This window comes from Massilia sp. TS11 (assembly GCF_022012445.1).
GTDB lineage: Bacteria > Pseudomonadota > Gammaproteobacteria > Burkholderiales > Burkholderiaceae_D > Telluria.
This window is the reverse complement of the sequence record NZ_JAKLTS010000009.1, coordinates 202,732-220,980: the sequence shown is the minus strand read 5'-3', so window position 1 is coordinate 220,980 and position 18,249 is coordinate 202,732. Positions and strand designations below refer to the sequence as shown.

Here is an 18,249-nt window from a genome sequence, read left to right as displayed (position 1 = left end):
CGCCAGCCTAGCACAAGCTTCACAAGCAGAGCGCGGGCTGGCCGTCGGGATAACTGGCGTCGAAGCAGCGCCCGCAGCCGGGACACAGCAGGTGGGCCTGGCGCACGTTTTCCTGGCGCAGCACCAGCTGCAGATGGCGGCCGCTGCAATGCGGACAGGTTTCGCGGCTGCTGCCAAAGGTCGTCAGGTGGCAGACCAGCTCGCTGTCCGGCAGATCGATCACGCTGGCCGGGGCCAGCTCATGCAGGATCAGGGGTGGGGCCGGGCGCCGCGGGCGCAGATTGGAAGTGGGCTGGCTCATCGCGCTCCTCCTTGCTCGATGTCTGTATGTTATCGCGCCGCGCGCGCGCCGCAAGGGGCGCACAAAAAAAGAGGCCCGCTGGTCAAAGCGGGCCAAAACCCAAGCCGGGTCAGGGGCACTGAAATCGGTGCGGTGTGCGGCCGTCCAAAGGAACCACACACCTGGCTGCTGCCTGGCCTATCGGTGGCGCGTGCAGCAGATGAAGCCAGTGTAGGGGGAGAATGTGACCCCGTGATGACGCAGCGCAAACATTGCATCGATGCTCTGCGTTGGTGCAAAAAAGGAGGAAGAGAAAAATCGGGGTCAGACCCCATTTATCCGACCGGAAAAATGGGGTCTGACCCCGATTTATCTGGCGGGAAAGGCTTGGTTGCGGGGATTTTCGCGCGGAATAAAAAAAAGCCCCCGAGTTCATCGGGGGCTTAAGACTATTTTCTTGGAGGAGAATAGTGGAGACAGGCACCAGTATGGTGCGACGCCGAATATTCGTCCAATTTTTTATTTCCATGACTGATATGCGAATATCGCATATCTCATGCGCGATTAGTGCCTACTCTTTAACGGGAACCGTATAATTGAGTGGCAAACGGCCGCCATCGACATACAAAGTTTGGCCTGTCATGTAGGATGCATCTTTGGACGCCAGGAAGGCGGCGATGCTGGCCACTTCTTCCGGCTCGCCGCAACGCCCCATCGGGGTGCGCGACAGAATCGTATGGCGTGCTTCCGGGCTCGACAGCACGGCCTGGCGCGCCAGTTCGGTCAGGATGGTGCCGGGGCCGATGCCGTTGACGCGGATATTGTGTTCGGCCAGGTTCAGCGCCATCACCTTGGTCAGCTGGTTGATGCCGCCCTTGGAAATGACGTACGGCACCTGGTCGGGGATGGCCAGCGTGGCATTGACGCTCGACATATTGATGATGCAGCCGCCACCCTGCTGGAGCATCGCGCGCGCCACTGCCTGGCCGCACAGGAACATGGATTTCAGATTGATCGCCAGCACGCGGTCGAAGTCCTCTTCCTTCAGATCGAGGAAGCGCGCCTTGTGCGTCACGCCGGCATTATTAATCAGGATATCGATGCGGCCGAAGGCGGCCAGGGTCGCGGCCACCATCGCATCGACGTCGGCTTTCTGGCTGACATCTGCCAGGCAGAAGCGCGCCTGCTCGCCGAGGCTGTCGGCCACGGCCTGGCCCTCGGGTTTGATATCAACGAGCATCACGCGCGCGCCCTCGGCCAGCAGGCGCTGGGCGCAGGCCAGGCCGATGCCCTGGGTGGCGCCGGTGACGATGGCGACTTGGTCTTGCAGTCTCATGGTGGGTCTCCGAAACGAGGAGAGGCGATTGTACGGCAAGGACGGGTTACAATGACGGGTTTGCATTTTTCGATAAGGGGGCGGCATGGCATTCATCGACAAACTCCGGGCGGCATGGACGCGCAACCAGTCGCTGCTGTGTGTGGGTCTGGACCCCGATGTGAGCCGCCTGCCGGCCGAACTGGCGGGCCAGCCCGACGCGATCTTCCAGTTCTGCAAGCAAATCGCCGATGTCACCCATGATCTGGCCTGCGCCTTCAAACCGCAGATCGCTTACTTTGCTGCGCTCGGCGCCGAAGACCAGCTGCAGGCCCTGTGCGATTACCTGCGCTCGCGCTATCCGGAGCTGCCCCTGATTCTGGATGCCAAGCGCGGCGACATCGGCGCCACTGCCGCCCAGTACGCGCGCGAGGCCTTCGAGCGCTATGGCGCCGACGCCGTGACCGTCAATCCCTACATGGGCTTCGATTCGGTCGAGCCCTATCTGGCCTGGCCCGAGCGCGGTGTCATCATTCTGTGCCGCACCTCGAATGCGGGCGGCTCGGATCTGCAGTTTCTCGATGTCGGCGGTCAGCCGCTGTACCAGCATGTGGCACGTCTGGTGGCTGAGAAATGGAATACCACGGGCCAGTGCGCGCTCGTGGTCGGTGCTACCTTCCCGCAGGAACTGGCGGCCGTACGCGCCCTGGTCGGCGACATGCCCCTGCTGGTGCCGGGCATCGGGGCCCAGGGCGGCGATGTGGCTGCGACGGTCAAGGCCGGCCGCACGGCCGATGGCGCCGGCATGATGATCAATTCCTCGCGCGCGATCCTGTACGCCGCGCCAGCCGCCGGTGAAGACTGGCGCGCCGCCGCCCGCCGCGTGGCGCGCGAAACGCGCGACGCGATCAACGCCTGGCGCTGAGGGCCTCAGTGCTGGGGCGCAATCGCCTCGGCATAGTCGTAGAGGGCGCCCAGAATCTCCTGGGCCGCTTCGTCCGCTGTTTCTGACAAGGTGTCGATCTCCTCGCTCAACTGGGCCAGCGTGCGGCAGCCGCCGGCGCCTTCGAACAGACGGGCATAGCGGTGCTGCTCCCACTGGGCCTGCTCGGCCGCGCTGAGCGTGGCCGGAAAATTGCGCGCACGGTAGCGGAACAACAGCTCATGCAGACGCTGGTCCTCGAAGCCCGGGCGCGCGCTGGCCAGGGCCTCGGGCGGCTGCAGGCGCAGCTGATTGAGCAGGCGCCGGTCGTTATTGCCGACAAAGCCGCCGTATAAATCTTCATCGACATCGAGCGCCGCCTGCGGCGTGCGCGCAAACACTTGGGCCCAGACGCTATCGAGCGCCGGTCCCGCCGCCGCTGCGCGCGCGTGGGCCAGGGCCTGGTCGAGGTCGAGCCCCCAGCGCGCTGCCAGCTCGGGCGTCAGCGTTTTCAGGTTCGACACCAGCATCGGCGATTTGTTCACATGGACCGATTTCAGCGGCAGGCGCGTCATGCCCTCGGGCAGCTCGGCGCTGCGCGTGAACAGGCGCAGGCGGATCGTGTCGGCGTCCAGCGTGAACAGTTCGCTCGGATCGTATCGGCAATCCCAGGCCAGGATCTCGTTCTTGTTGCTCGGGTGCTGGGCCAGCGGCCACATCAGACTGATGCAGCCTTGTTCGGCCGGGAACATGCCCGACACATGCAGGAAGGGCGCGCGCTGGGCCGGCGGCAGATGCCACTGGATTTCCTCGAGCACGCGTTCCTTGCGGTGCAGGCTGAAGCAGAAGTCGAACAGGCGCGGCTGCTGCTGGCGGATCAGACGCGCCAGCGCAATCGTGGCGCGCACGTCGGACAGGGCATCGTGCGCCGCCTCGTGCACGAGCCCGTTCGCGGCCGACAAGTGTTCGAGCTTGAAGCTGGGCCGGCCGTCTTCGTGCCGCGGCCAGGCGATGCCGTCCGGACGCAGCGCATAGGTCATGCGCACCACGTCGAGCAGGTCCCAGCGCCCGCACTGGTTCTGCCATTCGCGCGCATACGGGTCGATCAGATTGCGCCACAGCAGAAAACGCGTGACCTCATCATCGAAGCGGATCGTGTTGTAGCCGACCCCGATCGTGCCCGGCACGCTGAAGGCCTCCTGGATGATCTCGGCAAAGCTGTGCTCGGGCACGCCTTCGGCCAGGCACTGCTGGGGCGTGATGTGGGTGATCAGGCAGGCGCCCGGATCGGGCAGATAGTCATTGGCCGGCTGGCAGAACACCATGATCGGCTCGCCGATCTCGTTGAGCTCGGCATCGGTGCGAATGGCGGCGAACTGGGCCGGCCGGTCACGGCGCGGTACGGCCCCGAAGGTCTCATAGTCATGCCAGAGGAAAGTGTGGTTCGCCATAGCTTTTTTCTAACTTTAAATGTCTAAAGATTAATTTGGACGCGTCGTTAACTGCTTGTCAACGTCGTTATGTGACCGAGGTCGATCATGTCTCTGCCCGTTTCCGCACCCGCCGCCGCTGCCTTTCAATTGCAGGATGCCGCCGGCCCGACGCCGCTGCCGCCGGCCGCTGCCGCTGCGCCGCGCGCGCCCGCCGACAGCGCCCCCTCGAACGTCTCGCTGACCACCGGCGGCGAGCCGCTGGCGCTGGTGTTCAAGACCGCAGTCGACGGCATGAGCGCGCAACTCGGCGGCCAGACCAGCACGGCCGTCGTCGCCCAGGACGCCAATCCGGTGCTGACCTCGGCCCGCATTCTGGCCATGTCGGTCGCCTTCTACCAGAGCTTTCGCCAGCAGCATCTGGGCGAATCGGAAGAGGCCGTGCTGCAGGCCTTCATGCAGGCGATCCACCGCGGCATCGACAGCGGCTTTGGCGAAGCGCGCCAGGTGCTGAGCGGCATGCAGGCCCTCGATGCCCCGGCCGCGGCGACGCTCGATACGACCTACCATCTGGTGCGCCAGGGACTGGACCGCTTCGCGCGCGAGGCGAGCCCGCCCAGGCTGGCTGCCTGAGTCACTGCGACACGCGGTTGCGCCCGCCTTCCTTGGCGCGGTAAAGGGCGGCGTCGGCCGCTTCGATCAAGGCCTGCTCGTCCTGCCCGCGCGCCAGACAGGCCAGGCCAAACGAGCCGGTGATCTGCGGCATCGCCACCCGCATATCGGGAAACACCACGGCCTGGCGCACGCGCTCGCACAGACGCGCGGCCACCATCAGGGCCAGGTTTTCATTGGTCTCCGGCAGAATCACCAGCATTTCTTCCCCACCATAGCGGACCGCGAAATCGCTCGGGCGCAGCGCCCCGCTGATGGCCTTGGCGGCTGCGCGCAGGGCCTGGTCGCCGCCGAGGTGGCCGTGGGTGTCGTTGAAGCGCTTGAAGTGATCGAGGTCGACCATGATGATCGACAGGTCCGTGCCCTGTTCCTGGGCCTGGGCGACCAGGCTCGGCAGCTTGTCATTGAGCCAGGCGCGGTTGTACAGGCTGGTCAGGCCGTCGACCAGGGACATCTGGCGGTAGAACTCGCCGACCTTCTGGCGCCGCCGCATCTGCGCATTGGCCGCGTGGATGCGGAAGGACAGCAGGCGCAGCAGATTGCGCGCGACCCCGTTCGATTCATCGATCAGGCGCCACACGGTGTCGGACGGAATCATCAACAGCTCGGCATTGTCGAGTGCGGTAATGGCGATCAGGTCGGCCGATTCGTCGAGCACCGATTGCTCGCCGACGCTCTCGCCCGGCAGCACCTTGCTGACCGTGCCATCGGTAAAGCCGGTGCGCGTATCGGCCGCCACCGCCAGCGCGCCTTTGAGCACGACGATCAGGCGCCCGCGCCCGCTCTCGGGCACCTGGGCGCCAGCTGCCACGCGCAGGATGGGGCAGGGGGCCAGCAACTTGGCAATCTGCGGGTCCTGCGTTCCGCGGAACAATTGCATGTCCTCGATACGGTAGGTGCTCTCGCCAAAACTGCCAATTCTGTCCACAGGTGTCCTCCTTCGCTGTGCATGATAGCGCATCGGCCTCTACAATAGCGGTCCAAATTTGTCCAAAGGTTCATGCATGGAATGGATCGACGCCATCGGCCAGGCGCACCGGCCGGACCCGCAGGCACGCATCGTCTCGCTGGTGCCATCGGTCACCGAAATGCTGTGTGATTTTGGCCTGGCGCCGCAGCTGGTCGGGCGCACCGGCTTCTGCGTGCATCCGGCCGAGCAGGTGCGGGCGATCGCCAAAGTCGGCGGCACCAAGGATGTGAATCTGGACAAGCTGCGCCGTCTCGCGCCCAGCCATGTGGTGGTGAATATCGACGAGAACGAGAAGCCCACCGTCGACCAGATCGCGGCCATGGGCGCGCGCATCGTCGTCACCCATCCGCTGGCCCCGCGCGACAATCTGGCCCTGGCCGCGTTGCTCGGCGGCGTGTTCTGCCGCCAGGCCGAAGCGGCGGCCTGGAGCGCGCAATTCAGCGCCGCCCTGGCCGGACTGCGGCCGGGGACGCCCCGCCGCGTGCTCTACTGCATCTGGAAAGACCCGTGGATGACGGTCAGCCGCGACACCTATATCGCCAATATGCTGGCCAGCATCGGCTGGCAGGTGCCGACGCTGGGCACGGCGCGCTATCCGGCCTTCGACTGGACGCCGCAGCTGCTGGCTGAGCTCGATCTGATCCTGCTCTCAAGCGAGCCCTACCGATTTACCGAAGCCGACGCCACGGCCCTGGCGGCCGAGCTGGGCAAGCCGGTCTGGCTGGTCGATGGTGAGATGCTGTCCTGGTATGGCACGCGCGCGCTGGCCGGCCTGCACTATCTGCAGGCGCTGGCCGCGCGCTGAGCCTTATTCAGCCGCGGGGGGCGGCTGGCGCCGGCTGTCGTAGACGCGCCCGAGGTCGCTGCTGAGGGCGCGCACCAGCTTGTCGGCGGCCGCATCAATGGCCTGATGCAGACTCAGGCCATGGGCGCTGACGGCGACCGGCTGGTAGCCGTGCACCTTGGCCTCGACCGTGCATTTGTTGTCGCCGTCGGCCGATTTTTCGCGCTTGCCATCGCTCAGATGGACATCGACTCGGCCGATGTGTTCGCCAAAACGCTGGAGCGCCGCCCGCATCACCTGCTGCACATGCGCGTCCAGGCCCTGGTGGCGGCCAATCGTCGTATCGGTGTGGACAATCACTTGCATGGACAAGCTCCCTTGGCTTCAGCCATTGAGCAGGCTGGCGGCGATATTCACAGACAGCCCGAGAATGGATAGGTTGAAGAAGAAACTCAGGATCGACTGGACCATGACCACACGCCGCAGCGCGCGCGAAGCCACGCCGACGTCGGCCGTCTGGGCCGCGACCAGGACGGTAAAGGAAAAATACAGGAAGTCCCAGTAATCGGGCGCGAGTTCGGTATCCGGAAAGCGCAGCGGCGGCGGACCCGGACGCGGCCGGTAGTAGAGGTGGGCGTAATGGAAGGCGAACACCACGCCGAGCAGGAACCAGCTGCCGCTGACGGTCAGGGCGGCGAACAGGTAGTGGGCGTGGGCCGCACCGCCATGCCCGGCTGCACCGGTCAGCTCGCTGACGATGGCGGTCAGGCTGGCGACAGCGGCGGCCGTCAGCGAGACCAGCACCAGACCGGCCGCCTCGTCCTGGGCCACGGCGGTCGCGCGCACGCGCTCGGGGTCGGTGCGCAGAACGACGCTGACCATCGACAGCAGATAGAACCAGACCGCCGCATCCCAGGCGACCAGGGCGCGCCGCACGGCCTGCAGTTCGGCCGGCGCGAACACGGCCACCAGCGCACCAATGCCGATGGCCATCGACAGGTGCGGGCGGTGGCGCAGAAATTGGCTCAGGCGTCGCATGCGCCCATGGTAGCAAAGCTTTAGCGCGGTGCCGATTCCGGGAAGCGGTCCATGTGCGACAGGGCCGGGAAGCGCCAGGCCCACAGGCCGGTGACGCAGAGGGTGGCGATGCCGCCGATCAGGATCGCGCGCACCAGGCCGAACCAACTGGCCGTCAGGCCCGACTCGAATTCGCCGAGTTCATTCGAGGCGCCGATGAACACCGCGTTCACGGCCGACACGCGGCCACGGATCGCGTCCGGTGTTTCCAGCTGCACCAGCAGATGGCGCACATAGACGCTGACCATGTCGCCGGCCCCGAGCAGAAACAGGCAGACCAGGGCCACGCCCAGTTCGCGCGTTAGGCCGAGCACCACGGTGGCCGCGCCAAACACGGCCACACCGCCGAACATCCAGGCGCCCACATGGCGCCGGATCGGCCACACGCCGAGCGTGATCGAACACAGGGCTGCGCCCGCGCCCGGCATGGTGCGCAGCAGGCCGAGGGCGGTCGGCCCGGCCTGCAGCACATCGTGGGCGAAGGCCGGCAGCAGGGCGGTGGCGCCGCCGAACAGCACGGCAAACAGGTCGAGCGAGAGCGCGCCCAGCACCACCGGCTTGGACCAGACAAAGCGCAGGCCTTCGAGCAGCGTGTGCCAGGTGGCCGGCGCGCTGTGCTGCTGCTGCGCAATCGGCGGCGTCAGGTGCATCAGCAGCAGCGACAGGCTGAGCAGGCCAACGGCGATCAGATAGACGGTGGCCGGCCCGGCCAGGTACAGCAGGCCGCCGAGCGTGGGGCCGACGATCACGGCCACATGGAAACTCGAGGAGCTGAGGGCGACGGCGCGGCCGAAGTCGGCCGGCGGCACCAGGTTGACCAGCACGGCCTGGCTGGCCGGCATCATGAAGGCGCGCGCGCTGCCGAATACGGCCAGCACGGCGAACACCGGCCAGACGACGGCCAGCCCGGCCCAGGTAAAGGCCAGCAGCAGCAGGCCGCACAGCCACTGGGCCAGCAGGCACAGGCCGATGATCGTGCGGCGGTTATAGCGGTCGGCCGCGTGGCCCGCATACAGAATCAGCAGCAGGAAGGGCGCGAACTGGGCCAGGCCGATCAGGCCCAGATCGAACAGGCTGCCCGTCATCTGGTAGACCTGCCAGCCGACCGCGACGCTTTGCATCTGCACGGCGATGGTGCCGAGAAAACGGGCCGACAGATAGCGCGCCAGCTGGCGGTGGCGCAGAACGGAGACAGCAGCATGCATGGAAAGCAAAGGGCGCCATGCAGCGCCCTCCCGGAAAAATGGGGCAGGGCCGGGCGGACCGGCCCCGGGGAGTCAGGTTTATTTCTTCACGAAGCGCAGCGCGAACTTGTCGTCCGGACCATCCATCTTGAAGAAGGGCTGGTCCTTGGGATCGCTCGGCACGCGCAGGTAGTCGCCGCGCCCGTCGAGCACGAAGCCAGCCTTGCTGACTTCGGCGATGACGCTCGCGTCTTCGATGCGGTGCAGGGTATTGGTCACGCTCAGGCCCTGGCCTTCCTTGGCGGCATTGTCGATGATGACCAGATAGCCGCCCGGTTTCAGGGCCTCGAACAGGGCCTTGTTCATGGCCGCGCGGTCGACCGGGGCGTTGACGATGTCGTGGTAGTTCATGTTAATGGTGATCAGGTCGAAGCCCGTCACGCCGGCCGGGGCCGGATTGTCGAAGCCGCGCACCACCGGTTTCAGATTGGCCTGGGGCTGGGCCGCCAGGCGCTTGTCGAGGTTGGCGTTGGGCTTGCTGTTCTGGGCATACACCTCGCCCTTGGGGCCGACGGCCAGGGCCAGCAGCTGGGCGGTGGCGCCGCCGCCGGCGACCACGTCGAGCACCTTCATGCCCGGCTTGACCTTGGCGAACTCGAGGAACTGGGCCGGCTTGCGCTTGGCGTCGTCCTTGCGGTCGGCGTCGGTGCGGATTGGGCTGGCGATGGCTGCGGCAAAGCCGTCATCGGCGGCCAGGGCAGGCAGGCTGGCGCTGGCGGCCAGGGCCAGCAGGAAAGCGGCAACAACACGGTTCAGGCGCATCGGTCTCCCTTTCAATCAGTGTGCGAAAAGAGCCACACCTTACTCCATTTTTTCCGGCCCTGCTCGGCGATTGGATGCATACGCGGCGCCGCTCAGCCCTGGGCCAGATCGGCCTCGCTGGTGAAGGCGTCGGCATAGAACTCGTCGGCCGGCAGCCCGCACTGGGCCACGTAATCGCGCTTGGCCGAATCGACCACGATCGGCGCGCCGCAGGCATACACCTGGTAGCCCGACAGATCCGGGTGGTCGTCCATCACGGCGCGGTGCACGAAGCCGCTGCGGCCCTGCCACTGGTCTTCCGGCTGGGCGTCGGAGACGACTGGAATGAAGCGGAAGTGCGGCAGTTCGGCCGCCCACTGCTCGCACAGGGCGCGCATGTACAGGTCGTGCGGGCGGCGCCCGCCCCAGTACAGGCTGACCGGGCGCGTCGACTTCAGGTGGATCAGATGCTCCATCAGGGCCTTGATCGGCGCAAAGCCCGTGCCCGAGGCCAGCAGAATGATCGGCTTGTCGGAATCCTCGCGCAGGAAGAAGCTGCCATGCGGACCTTCGAAGCGCAGGATGTCGCGCTCCTTCATCGTGCTGAACACCTGGTCGGTGAACAGGCCGCCCGGCATGTGCCGGATGTGCAGGGTGATCGGGCCCTCGAGCGTGGGTGCATTGGCCATCGAATAGCTGCGCCGTTTGCCGTCGCGCAGCAGGAATTCGATGTACTGGCCGGCGCGGTAGGCCAGGGCCTCATTGGCCGGCAGCTGCAGGGTCAGCACCACCACGTCCGGCGCCACCTGTTCGATTTTCTGCACGCGGGTCGGCATCTTGCGGATCGGGTAGTCGGACGAGCCGGCCACTTCGCGCGCCTCGATGGTCAGGGCGCCGCGCGGGCTGGCGCAGCACATCAGCGCATAGCCCTCGGCGCGCTCGGCAGCGGAGAGCGCCCGTTCCTGATAGGATTTGTGCTCGAAGTCCCCGGCCACCACCTTGCCCTTGCACGAGCCGCAAGCGCCGTTCTTGCAGCCATACGGCAGGCCGATGCCAGCCCGGATGGCCGCCGCCAGGACGGTTTCGTCGCCCTCGCAGTCGAACTGGTGGCCGCTCGGTTGGACAGTGATCTGGAACGTCATACAATCCCCACAATGATGAATAAAAAATCGCGCGCGCTTGGTTTGCCGCGCCTGCTAATCCTCGGTTGCGGCGATGTCGGCCTGCGCATTCTGCCGCTGCTGGTCGGCCGCTTTCGCGTGTTCGCCCTGACCAGCCAGCCGGCGCGCTGCGCGGCCCTGCGTGCCGCCGGGGCGGTGCCGCTCGTGGGCGACCTCGATCAGCCCGACACGCTGCGCCGCCTGAGCCGGCTGGCGCCGCGCGTGCTGCATCTGGCGCCGCCGCCGGGCGAGGGCCAGCGCGATCAGCGCAGCCGCAACCTGGCCGCCATTTTACCTGAGGGCACCCAGCTCGTTTACATCAGCACCACCGGCGTGTATGGCGACTGCGGCGGCGACTGGGTCGACGAAACTCGTCCGACCGCGCCGCGCAATGCGCGCGCCTGGCGCCGCGTCGACGCCGAAACGGCGCTGCGCGCCTGGGCCCGGCGGCGCGCGGCGCGCCTGTCGATTCTGCGCGTGCCCGGCATCTATGGGGACGGCCGCCTGCCGCTGGCCCGGCTCGAGCAGGGCACGCCGGCCCTGCGCGCCGAGGACGATGTCTACACCAACCACATCCATGCCGACGACCTGGCCCGCATCAGCGTGGCCGCGCTCTGGCATGGGCGGCCGAACCGGGTCTACCACGCCAGCGACGACAGCCAGCTGCGCATGGGTGAGTATTTCGATCTGGTGGCCGATGCCTTCGGCAAGCCGCGCCCGCCGCGCCTGGCGCGCGCCGCGCTGGCGGCCCAGGTCTCGCCGATGCTGCTGTCCTTCATGTCGGAATCGCGGCGCCTGCGCAATACGCGCATGAAGGCTGAGCTCGGCGTGCGCCTCGTGTATCCGGACGTCAGTGCTGCACTGAAAGTGCTGGCGCCCGTTTGAGGTCGCGCAAAGCTCCGGCAGAGTGGGGGCGTAAGGTGGTGATCCAGGTCGCGGGGCGACACGGACGCTGTGCTACAGCCCGGAAATTCGGGCAAGGAGGCGGCATGCCACACAGGATTACCCATCCGACGAAGGAACAGGTACGCGCCTGGATGGCGCAGCGTGAACATGCGGCCCTGCCGCCGCCGGCCCCGGCCGACGTGCGGGCCGAACTGGGCTGGCAGATCGACGGCATGGCGCCGCCCGAAGCTGCGCCCTGGCAGGGCGCTTGGCAGGCCGGGCTCGACCCGGCCCTGGCCGCCTGGGCGCTGGGCTGGTGGTGGCTGGCGCCGCCGCCCTGGCTCAGGCGCTGGTATTGATCGTCGTGCCCGTGGTCTGGCCGCTGGTGTTGATCACCGGCTGGGGGGCGGGCGGCGGCGTCTGCTCGGCCGGCTTGTCAGCGGCCGGTTTGGCCTGCTGCTGGGGAATCGGCTGGGCGACGGGCTGGTTGGACGAAATCGAAGAAATTGCCATGCTGAGGGACCTCGGTGGTGCGACACTGAGGCCCATTTTACCGCATTTCCGACCGGAAATGTTTCCGTTCAGAATTCCTACCGCAGGTGCGGGCGTTCGCTGTAGAAGCGGGCCGCCGTGCTGGCATGGCTGAGACTGTCGATGGCGGCGCCCGAAAAGGCCGTGCCGACTGCCGCCCCCGAGAAGGCCGTGGCCACCGCCGCGCCCGAGAACGCCGTCTGCACGGCGGCGCCCGAAAACGCGTCGCGGCCGGCGCCCGGATAGGGCGTCTCGAAGGTGCTTTCGTACAGCTCCTTCATGCGCTGGCCGACGCGGTGGTGGGCCAGTTCGTCTTCTTCGCCACGCAGGCCGATGTAGGGGAAGTGGTGGAGGAAATAGCCGAACACGCGTTCGCAGTCTTGCGCATATTTGAGGGTGTCGAGGATGTGGTAATGCCAGAAGATGTCGACATCCTGGCGTGGGGCTGTCGCCTCGTGCGGGAACTGCTTCATCAGGTAGAGGAAGCGGCGGTATTCGAACTCGACGGCGTTGGCCTGGTCCAGACTCCAGCCTTCGCCGGATTCACGGTGCATGAGTTTGACCTTGATCGGTTCGAGATCGAGATCGGCGATGGCTTGGAAGGCGTGCTGCTGAATCATGATGAATCCTTTCACAAGGGTATGAAAGGATTATCGTCCGCGCGGCGCGCCCCGGCCGCACGATAGAACCAGGAAAAAATGCAGGCCCCGCGCGCTTGCCGGCCTGGGCGGCCGGCAAGCAGACAGGGTCTCAGGCGGCCTGCAGGCGCGGGCGCTCCGAGTAGAAGCGGCTGAGGTCGGTCGGCACGGCCGAGAAGGCGGTCTGCACCTGGGCCGCCGAGAACGCGCCCTTGACCGGCACCGCCGAGAAGGCCGATTTCACCGGCACGGCCGAGAAGGCGGCCTGCACCGGCACGGCCGAGAAAGCCGACTTCACCGGCACCGCCGAGAAGGCCGATTTGACCGGCACCGCCGAGAACGCAGCCTGCACCGGCACGGCCGAGAAGGCGGCGCCGGCCTCGGCCGCAAACGCCGCATGCTCACGCGCGCCATAGGCCTCGCCGAAAGTCGCCTCGTACAGCTCCTTCATGCGGTTGCCGATTTCATGGTGGGCTTCCAGATCGGCCTCGCCGCGCAGACCGATGTAGGGGAAGTGGTGCAGGAAGTAGCCGAACACGGCCGCGCAGTCCTGGGCATAGGCCATCGTGTCGAGGATGTGATAGTGCCAGAAGGTATCCACCTGCATCGAGGGCGCCGCCGGCTCGTTCGGGAAGGTTTTCATCAGATACAGAAAACGCCGGTATTCGAATTCCACCGCGTCGGCCTGGGCGCGGGTCCAGCCTTCGCCGGATTCTTCATGCATCAGTTTGACCTTGATCGGGTCGAGGTTCAGCGCAGCAATCGCTTGGAAGTCTTCGTTGGCAATCATGAGGGATCCTTTCATTGTGAACGGGGGGCGGGGGCGTGGCTCCGTCCGGAAAAAAGCGCGCCAGATGGGCTGCACCCGGCGCGCGGGCCCGACAAGCCCGGCGTGCTGCAACATGCCGGGCTCAAGCCCTAAGGAAGATTCTTACCAACGTAGGAATTGCGATGTTGAGCTAAATCAAGACCTGTTCGTCTTGTGGCAAGGGCACCGAGACCCGCACCGTGGTCCCGGCGCCGGGGCTGGAGATCAGCGAGAAGGCCCCGCCGAGGATGGCCATGCGCTCCTCGATGCCCACCAGGCCGAAGGAGCCGACCTTGTTGCGCCCGCCCGCGCGCAGGCCGATGCCATTGTCCGAGACGGTCATCGTCAGGCGCCCGTCGTGCAGCTGCAGGTCGACCTTCACATGGCTGGCAGCCGCATGCCGCGAGATATTGGACAGCGATTCTTGCAGTACGCGGAAGAAGGCAGTGGCGCAATTATCGTTCAGATTAATCTCGACATGGGGCTCGGAAAATTCGCAGGTGATGCCGGTGCGGCGCTGGAATTCCGACACCTGCCACTCGACCGCGGCCGGCAGGCCCAGGTCGAGCACATTCGGGCGCAGGTCATTGATGATCTGGCGCACGCTGCGGATCGTCGCGTCGATCTGCTGCAAGGTAGCGACGGCGCGCGCATGCAGGCGCGCATGGCTGGCGCGCGTGCGCGAGGCCAGCAGATCGGCTTCGATGCGCAGGGCCAGCAGGTTCTGGCCGAGGTCGTCATGAATCTCGCGCGCGATGCGCTTGCGTTCGCCTTCCTTGATCTGTTCCGAGTGGGCCGCCAGCGCGCGCAGCTTCTCGTGCGACAGCTGCAGCTTGATCTGGCTCTCGCGCAATTCCTTGGTCATCGCCTTGGCCATCTGCACGGCGCGCCGGCGCGCCGTCGACATCGACTGGAACAGCGCATACAGCAGCAGGGTGGAGATGAAGCCGGCCAGCGCCGCCAGCCACGGAATGGCGCTGTCGAAGGCCGTGTACAGGCTGGCCTGCGGCACCGAGAACACGGCGCGCCAGATCCGGTCGTTGTAGGGAATCGCGTGGGTCGTCAAGAAGTGGTCGGGGCTGGCCTCGGGCGGAACCAGGGCGCCCGGGTCGCTGTCAAACAGCAGCACGTCGTGCGTGGTGTCGGTGTCGAGCTGGCCATCCTGGGCAAGGTGGCTGTCGTACACGGTCAGGCGCACGCGCTTGAGCGACATTTCATCGAGCACCCCATGCAGGAGGGTCGACACATTGAAGGCAATCCCCACCGAACCCAGATAGGCGGCGCGGCGTTCGTTCACCGTGCTCAGCGGCGCATGGTAGCGGTAGATCGGCAGGCGCATGCCGAGGCCGACGCGCTGGCGGTTGCTCATCGCGGCAATCGGCTGGCCCGAGGTCACGATCGTGCCCTGGTCGCGCGAGTAATTGAGGGCTTCGGCCACGGCCGGGCGCGCGGCGATGTCCAGGCCAAAGGTCTGCGACCACGGATCGATCGGCTCGATATAGGTCAGCACCGAATAGGCCGCGCGGTGGCCCTCGGGCTTGATGGCGAAGGGCGGGTAGCCGTCGCGGCTGTCGCGGTCGCGCTCGCGCATGTGGGCCTCGAAGGCCGGGCGCTCGGCGTCGGTCACATAGCGCGCGAAATTGATGGTCTCGATGGCCGGGAAATTGCGCGCCACGTCCATGCCCTTGACGTAGCGGTGGAACTGGCCGCGCGTGATCTCGTCGCCCGAGTTGAACAGGCTGGCCGCGCCGCGCAGCAGGTCGGTGTAGGACTTGATCCGCGCATTGATCGTGTACTGCGAGTTGCGCGCGAGGTTGCGGAAGCGTTCGCGCGCGTCGCCCTCGATCCAGCGGGCCGTGGCCAGGTAGAAGCCCAGGCCCACGGTGGCGGACAGCACGATGCCGAGTCCGCCTGCGAGCGTACGCTGCGGAATCCGGAAACGCGAGGGGGAGTGGATTTCGTGCAACATCGCGCCAGCCTAAGGAGGCACGACATTAATTGTCAAGAAACTTTGCGGAAAAACCAAGCGCGAGCGTCACATAAACGCCGCGCCGGCCAAAGCAGGGCGGGCGCGTGGCCCGCCCGCAGGCTTATTTGCCCCAGCTGTCCTTGAGCGTGGTGATGCGGTTGAACACCGGTTTGCCCGGCTGGGAATCGACGCGGTCGGCGACGAAATAGCCGTGCCGCTCGAACTGGAAGCGCTCGTCGCCCTGGGCCGTGGCCAGGCCCGGTTCCAGATAGGCGGTGATCGTCTCCAGCGCGTTCGGATTGAGCACGCTGGTGAAGTCCTTGCCGCCGGCGTCGGGTTGCGGATCGGTGAACAGGCGGTCGTACAGCCGCACCTCGGCAGCCAGCGCGGCCGTGGCCGAGACCCAGTGGATCACGCCCTTGACCTTGTAGTTGTTGGCGCCATCGGTGCCCGATTTGGAATCGGCGAAGTACTGGCAGCGCACGGCCACCACCTTGCCATCGGCGTCCTTCTCGTAGCCCGTGCACTCGACCACGAAGCCGTACTTCAGGCGCACGCGCGCGCCCGGCTGGCCGTCGATCGGCGGGTACAGGCGGAAGTAGCCTTTGCTCGGCACTTCCATGAAGTCTTCCTGTTCGATCCAGACTTCACGCGTGATCGGGAAGTGCTTGAGGCCGCGCTCGGGCTGGTGCGGGTGGACCGGGGCCGTGCAGTCGATCGCCTCGCCCGCGGGGAAGTTCTCGATGATCAGCTTAAGCGGACGCAGCACGGCGATGCCGCGCGCCGCCTTCGGATCGAGGTCGTCGCGCAGCGCGCCTTCGAGCACGCTGTAGTCGATCCAGCCGTCGGCCTTGGACACGCCGATGCGCTCGCAGAACAGCTGGATCGCTTCCGGCGTATAGCCGCGCCGGCGCAGGCCGACGATGGTCGGCATGCGCGGGTCATCCCAACCGGTGACGATGCCATCGTCGACCAGCTGGCGCAGCTTGCGCTTGGAGGTCACCACATAGGTCAGGTTCAGGCGCGCGAATTCGTACTGGCGCGGCACCGGCTGCGGGAAGAAGCCGCCTTCGACCAGACGCTCGAGCAGCCAGTCGTAGAAGGGGCGGTGGTCCTGGAATTCCAGCGTGCAGATCGAGTGGGTGATGCCTTCGAGCGCATCCGAAATCGGGTGCGTGTAGTCGTACATCGGGTAGATGCACCAGCCGTCGCCGGTGCGGTGGTGGTGCGCATGGCGGATCCGGTAGATGACCGGGTCGCGCATATTCATGTTCGGCGCGGCCATCGCGTCGGCGCTGATTTTGGCGCGCAGCACCAGCTGGCCATCGGCGTATTTACCGGCGCGCATCTCGCGGAACAGCTGCAGCGATTCCGCCGCCGGCCGTTCGCGGTAGGGCGAATTCGTGCCCGGCGTGCTGAAGTTGCCGCGCGTGGCAGCGATCTGTTCGGCCGTCTGCGAATCGACATAGGCGTGGCCGGCCTCGATCAGGTATTCGGCCATGCGGTAGAGCTGCTCGAAATAATCGGACGCGTAGTGCAGGTGCTCGCCCCAGGAGAAGCCGAGCCAGCTGACGCTGTCGATGATGGTGTCGACGTATTCCTGTTCTTCCTTGGTCGGATTGGTATCGTCAAAGCGCAGATGGCAGCGGCCCTGGTAGTCGCGCGCCAGGCCGAAGTTCAGGCAGATCGACTTGGCGTGGCCGACGTGCAGGTAGCCGTTCGGCTCGGGCGGAAAACGCGTGATGACGGGCGGCAGGCCGGTGTGGGCGTGGGTGCCGGCGGCCAGGTCGGCATCGATAATGCCGCGCAAAAAGTTCGACGCAGGGGCGGGCGCTGCCGCCGTATTCTTATCGTGACTCATAATGTGTGAACGCATGCAGGGGGCGGATGCCCGGGACAATCGCCCATTTTACCGTAAGTGCGGCGCAGCTCCGCTTTCTGTAGGATAATTGCGCCTTTGTGCGTTCGCTTTCCAGCCGGGAGTTTCCAAAATGGAAAATTTGTACTTGATTCTCGGTGTTGCACCCAATGCCACGGACGAGGAGATCAAGAAAGTCTACCGTTCGCTGGCCATGCGCTACCACCCGGACCGCAACCAGGCGCCGGGGGCGGAAGCGCGCTTCAAGAGCATCACCAAGGCCTACGAGGTCCTGTCGGACCCGCTCAAACGCGAGGAATACAACCAGACCCTGAACCACCGTATCGTCATCGATCCGGTGGCCGAGGCGTATGGCCTGTGGCGCAGCCTGTTCGCGCTGCAGGGCGTGAACCTGCCGCCGGCTTGAAGCGACAGCGCGCCATCCCCATTTTCCAGAAGAAGACATGAAACGCGTACACCCGGAATTCGCCTATCAGGCGCGTGAGCTCGAGGGCTATATCGATGGCATCCTCGGCGACCCGCCCGACAAGAAGAACTACCAGCGCATGCTGGACGCCCTGCTGGCCGAATACGCCAAAGGCAAGGGCATCGAAGACCTGAACATGATGGCCTTCGCCCTCAATGAAACGCTGCGCATCCACGATGCCAAGGCCCTGCTGCGCGAGGCCGCCCAGTTCGAGGAGGGCGACGCCCAGGCCGTGTTCGCGGCCGCCTCGGCCGATGGCGCCGGCGCCGCCGCGCTCGAGGCGATGATCGGCGACTGGCCCGAACTGACGCGCCAGGCCATCATCACCGTCTTCCTGCACAAGCATCCGAAAGGCTGGGTGGACGAGGACAATTCGCTCGACGCCCTGCGCGAAGACGAGGACGAGGGCGACGAGGACGACGAGATCGGCGAGGTCACCGAGGACTTCGCCCAACTGTTTGACCAGGATGAGGAATAA

The 18,249-nt window shown here is 66.1% G+C and carries 21 protein-coding genes; 7 read left to right on the top strand and 14 right to left on the bottom strand.

The annotated features are described in order from the left end of the window. Nucleotides 1-19: 19 nt before the first annotated feature. Both LZ005_RS15425 and LZ005_RS15420 read right to left on the bottom strand, forming a co-directional pair. Nucleotides 20-301 (bottom strand): phage terminase large subunit family protein, encoded by a 282-nt coding sequence (locus tag LZ005_RS15425; protein ID WP_237809028.1) that lies wholly within the window; start codon nt 299-301, stop codon nt 20-22. 550 nt (nt 302-851) lie between these two features. Beyond that, the gene (locus LZ005_RS15420) at nt 852-1,616 is read right to left on the bottom strand and encodes an SDR family NAD(P)-dependent oxidoreductase (RefSeq protein WP_237809027.1); all 765 of its coding nucleotides are present in this window, start codon (nt 1,614-1,616) and stop codon (nt 852-854) included. 85 nt (nt 1,617-1,701) lie between these two features. Here LZ005_RS15420 and pyrF point away from each other — a divergent pair, with 85 nt between their 5' ends. After that, nucleotides 1,702-2,520, top strand: coding sequence for an orotidine-5'-phosphate decarboxylase (pyrF, locus tag LZ005_RS15415; protein ID WP_237809026.1), 819 nt, complete (start codon nt 1,702-1,704; stop codon nt 2,518-2,520). Between the two features lie 5 nt (nt 2,521-2,525). Here the strand turns inward: pyrF and sbcB are convergent, their stop codons facing one another. Next, nucleotides 2,526-3,968, bottom strand: coding sequence for an exodeoxyribonuclease I (gene sbcB / locus LZ005_RS15410; protein WP_237809025.1), 1,443 nt, complete (start codon nt 3,966-3,968; stop codon nt 2,526-2,528). An 87-nt stretch (nt 3,969-4,055) separates the two neighbouring features. Here sbcB and LZ005_RS15405 point away from each other — a divergent pair, with 87 nt between their 5' ends. Beyond that, the gene (locus LZ005_RS15405; RefSeq protein ID WP_237809024.1) at nt 4,056-4,580 is read left to right on the top strand and encodes a DUF5610 domain-containing protein; all 525 of its coding nucleotides are present in this window, start codon (nt 4,056-4,058) and stop codon (nt 4,578-4,580) included. Between the two features lies 1 nt (nt 4,581). Here the strand turns inward: LZ005_RS15405 and LZ005_RS15400 are convergent, their stop codons facing one another. Beyond that, on the bottom strand, nt 4,582-5,547 hold the full coding sequence (locus LZ005_RS15400; protein WP_237809023.1) for a diguanylate cyclase: 966 nt from the start codon (nt 5,545-5,547) through the stop codon (nt 4,582-4,584). Between the two features lie 76 nt (nt 5,548-5,623). Here LZ005_RS15400 and LZ005_RS15395 point away from each other — a divergent pair, with 76 nt between their 5' ends. Next, nucleotides 5,624-6,394 (top strand): helical backbone metal receptor, encoded by a 771-nt coding sequence (locus LZ005_RS15395; RefSeq protein ID WP_237809022.1) that lies wholly within the window; start codon nt 5,624-5,626, stop codon nt 6,392-6,394. Nucleotides 6,395-6,397: 3 nt separating this feature from the next. Here the strand turns inward: LZ005_RS15395 and LZ005_RS15390 are convergent, their stop codons facing one another. The 5 genes from LZ005_RS15390 to LZ005_RS15370 form a co-directional block, all read right to left on the bottom strand. Next, complete coding sequence (locus LZ005_RS15390; RefSeq protein WP_237809021.1) at nt 6,398-6,739, bottom strand: HPF/RaiA family ribosome-associated protein; 342 nt, start codon at nt 6,737-6,739, stop codon at nt 6,398-6,400. A gap of 18 nt (nt 6,740-6,757) precedes the next feature. After that, nucleotides 6,758-7,411, bottom strand: a complete 654-nt coding sequence (locus tag LZ005_RS15385) for a DUF1345 domain-containing protein (RefSeq protein WP_237809020.1) — start codon at nt 7,409-7,411, stop codon at nt 6,758-6,760. Between the two features lie 20 nt (nt 7,412-7,431). Beyond that, nucleotides 7,432-8,655, bottom strand: a complete 1,224-nt coding sequence (locus tag LZ005_RS15380) for an MFS transporter (protein WP_237809019.1) — start codon at nt 8,653-8,655, stop codon at nt 7,432-7,434. Between the two features lie 78 nt (nt 8,656-8,733). Beyond that, nucleotides 8,734-9,456, bottom strand: a complete 723-nt coding sequence (locus LZ005_RS15375) for a class I SAM-dependent methyltransferase (protein ID WP_237809018.1) — start codon at nt 9,454-9,456, stop codon at nt 8,734-8,736. 92 nt (nt 9,457-9,548) lie between these two features. Next, the gene (locus tag LZ005_RS15370; protein WP_237809017.1) at nt 9,549-10,577 is read right to left on the bottom strand and encodes a CDP-6-deoxy-delta-3,4-glucoseen reductase; all 1,029 of its coding nucleotides are present in this window, start codon (nt 10,575-10,577) and stop codon (nt 9,549-9,551) included. A 15-nt stretch (nt 10,578-10,592) separates the two neighbouring features. Here LZ005_RS15370 and LZ005_RS15365 point away from each other — a divergent pair, with 15 nt between their 5' ends. Continuing rightward, on the top strand, nt 10,593-11,480 hold the full coding sequence (locus LZ005_RS15365) for an NAD-dependent epimerase/dehydratase family protein (protein WP_237809052.1): 888 nt from the start codon (nt 10,593-10,595) through the stop codon (nt 11,478-11,480). Between the two features lie 104 nt (nt 11,481-11,584). Then, a complete protein-coding gene (locus tag LZ005_RS15360) occupies nt 11,585-11,839 on the top strand; it encodes a hypothetical protein (RefSeq protein WP_237809016.1) in 255 nt (84 codons plus the stop codon). Here the strand turns inward: LZ005_RS15360 and LZ005_RS15355 are convergent. From LZ005_RS15355 to LZ005_RS15335, 5 genes are all read right to left on the bottom strand, one after another. Then, the gene (locus tag LZ005_RS15355; RefSeq protein ID WP_237809015.1) at nt 11,823-11,993 is read right to left on the bottom strand and encodes a hypothetical protein; all 171 of its coding nucleotides are present in this window, start codon (nt 11,991-11,993) and stop codon (nt 11,823-11,825) included. The two genes, LZ005_RS15360 and LZ005_RS15355, sit on opposite strands and share 17 nt — an antisense overlap. A 77-nt stretch (nt 11,994-12,070) precedes the next feature. Further along, entirely contained in the window at nt 12,071-12,631 is a 561-nt protein-coding gene (locus tag LZ005_RS15350) for a glycine-rich domain-containing protein-like (RefSeq protein WP_237809014.1), read from the bottom strand. Between the two features lie 130 nt (nt 12,632-12,761). Continuing rightward, complete coding sequence (locus LZ005_RS15345) at nt 12,762-13,439, bottom strand: hypothetical protein (protein WP_237809013.1); 678 nt, start codon at nt 13,437-13,439, stop codon at nt 12,762-12,764. Between the two features lie 169 nt (nt 13,440-13,608). Beyond that, nucleotides 13,609-15,426 carry a CHASE domain-containing protein gene (locus LZ005_RS15340; RefSeq protein ID WP_237809012.1) on the bottom strand — a complete coding sequence of 606 codons (1,818 nt, stop codon included), beginning with the start codon at nt 15,424-15,426 and terminating at the stop codon, nt 13,609-13,611. Between the two features lie 121 nt (nt 15,427-15,547). After that, a complete protein-coding gene (locus tag LZ005_RS15335; protein WP_237809011.1) occupies nt 15,548-17,287 on the bottom strand; it encodes a glutamine--tRNA ligase/YqeY domain fusion protein in 1,740 nt (579 codons plus the stop codon). A 130-nt stretch (nt 17,288-17,417) separates the two neighbouring features. Here LZ005_RS15335 and LZ005_RS15330 point away from each other — a divergent pair, with 130 nt between their 5' ends. Together LZ005_RS15330 and LZ005_RS15325 are read left to right on the top strand one after the other, a co-directional pair. Continuing rightward, nucleotides 17,418-17,711 carry a DnaJ domain-containing protein gene (locus LZ005_RS15330; RefSeq protein ID WP_237809010.1) on the top strand — a complete coding sequence of 98 codons (294 nt, stop codon included), beginning with the start codon at nt 17,418-17,420 and terminating at the stop codon, nt 17,709-17,711. 37 nt (nt 17,712-17,748) lie between these two features. Then, nucleotides 17,749-18,249 carry a hypothetical protein gene (locus tag LZ005_RS15325; protein ID WP_237809009.1) on the top strand — a complete coding sequence of 167 codons (501 nt, stop codon included), beginning with the start codon at nt 17,749-17,751 and terminating at the stop codon, nt 18,247-18,249.

What these genes read in the sequence shown, in the direction of transcription:
- LZ005_RS15360 (WP_237809016.1), top strand. Translation starts at nt 11,585, where the DNA reads ATGCCACACAGGATTACCCATCCGACGAAGGAACAGGTACGCGCCTGG.
- LZ005_RS15370 (WP_237809017.1), bottom strand. Translation starts at nt 10,577, where the DNA reads ATGACGTTCCAGATCACTGTCCAACCGAGCGGCCACCAGTTCGACTGC.
- LZ005_RS15340 (WP_237809012.1), bottom strand. Translation starts at nt 15,426, where the DNA reads ATGTTGCACGAAATCCACTCCCCCTCGCGTTTCCGGATTCCGCAGCGT.
- LZ005_RS15345 (WP_237809013.1), bottom strand. Translation starts at nt 13,439, where the DNA reads ATGATTGCCAACGAAGACTTCCAAGCGATTGCTGCGCTGAACCTCGAC.
- LZ005_RS15425 (WP_237809028.1), bottom strand. Translation starts at nt 301, where the DNA reads ATGAGCCAGCCCACTTCCAATCTGCGCCCGCGGCGCCCGGCCCCACCC.
- LZ005_RS15385 (WP_237809020.1), bottom strand. Translation starts at nt 7,411, where the DNA reads ATGCGACGCCTGAGCCAATTTCTGCGCCACCGCCCGCACCTGTCGATG.
- LZ005_RS15420 (WP_237809027.1), bottom strand. Translation starts at nt 1,616, where the DNA reads ATGAGACTGCAAGACCAAGTCGCCATCGTCACCGGCGCCACCCAGGGC.
- LZ005_RS15365 (WP_237809052.1), top strand. Translation starts at nt 10,593, where the DNA reads ATGAATAAAAAATCGCGCGCGCTTGGTTTGCCGCGCCTGCTAATCCTC.
- LZ005_RS15325 (WP_237809009.1), top strand. Translation starts at nt 17,749, where the DNA reads ATGAAACGCGTACACCCGGAATTCGCCTATCAGGCGCGTGAGCTCGAG.
- pyrF (WP_237809026.1), top strand. Translation starts at nt 1,702, where the DNA reads ATGGCATTCATCGACAAACTCCGGGCGGCATGGACGCGCAACCAGTCG.
- LZ005_RS15390 (WP_237809021.1), bottom strand. Translation starts at nt 6,739, where the DNA reads ATGCAAGTGATTGTCCACACCGATACGACGATTGGCCGCCACCAGGGC.
- LZ005_RS15395 (WP_237809022.1), top strand. Translation starts at nt 5,624, where the DNA reads ATGGAATGGATCGACGCCATCGGCCAGGCGCACCGGCCGGACCCGCAG.
- sbcB (WP_237809025.1), bottom strand. Translation starts at nt 3,968, where the DNA reads ATGGCGAACCACACTTTCCTCTGGCATGACTATGAGACCTTCGGGGCC.
- LZ005_RS15350 (WP_237809014.1), bottom strand. Translation starts at nt 12,631, where the DNA reads ATGATTCAGCAGCACGCCTTCCAAGCCATCGCCGATCTCGATCTCGAA.
- LZ005_RS15330 (WP_237809010.1), top strand. Translation starts at nt 17,418, where the DNA reads ATGGAAAATTTGTACTTGATTCTCGGTGTTGCACCCAATGCCACGGAC.
- LZ005_RS15375 (WP_237809018.1), bottom strand. Translation starts at nt 9,456, where the DNA reads ATGCGCCTGAACCGTGTTGTTGCCGCTTTCCTGCTGGCCCTGGCCGCC.
- LZ005_RS15380 (WP_237809019.1), bottom strand. Translation starts at nt 8,655, where the DNA reads ATGCATGCTGCTGTCTCCGTTCTGCGCCACCGCCAGCTGGCGCGCTAT.
- LZ005_RS15405 (WP_237809024.1), top strand. Translation starts at nt 4,056, where the DNA reads ATGTCTCTGCCCGTTTCCGCACCCGCCGCCGCTGCCTTTCAATTGCAG.
- LZ005_RS15335 (WP_237809011.1), bottom strand. Translation starts at nt 17,287, where the DNA reads ATGAGTCACGATAAGAATACGGCGGCAGCGCCCGCCCCTGCGTCGAAC.
- LZ005_RS15355 (WP_237809015.1), bottom strand. Translation starts at nt 11,993, where the DNA reads ATGGCAATTTCTTCGATTTCGTCCAACCAGCCCGTCGCCCAGCCGATT.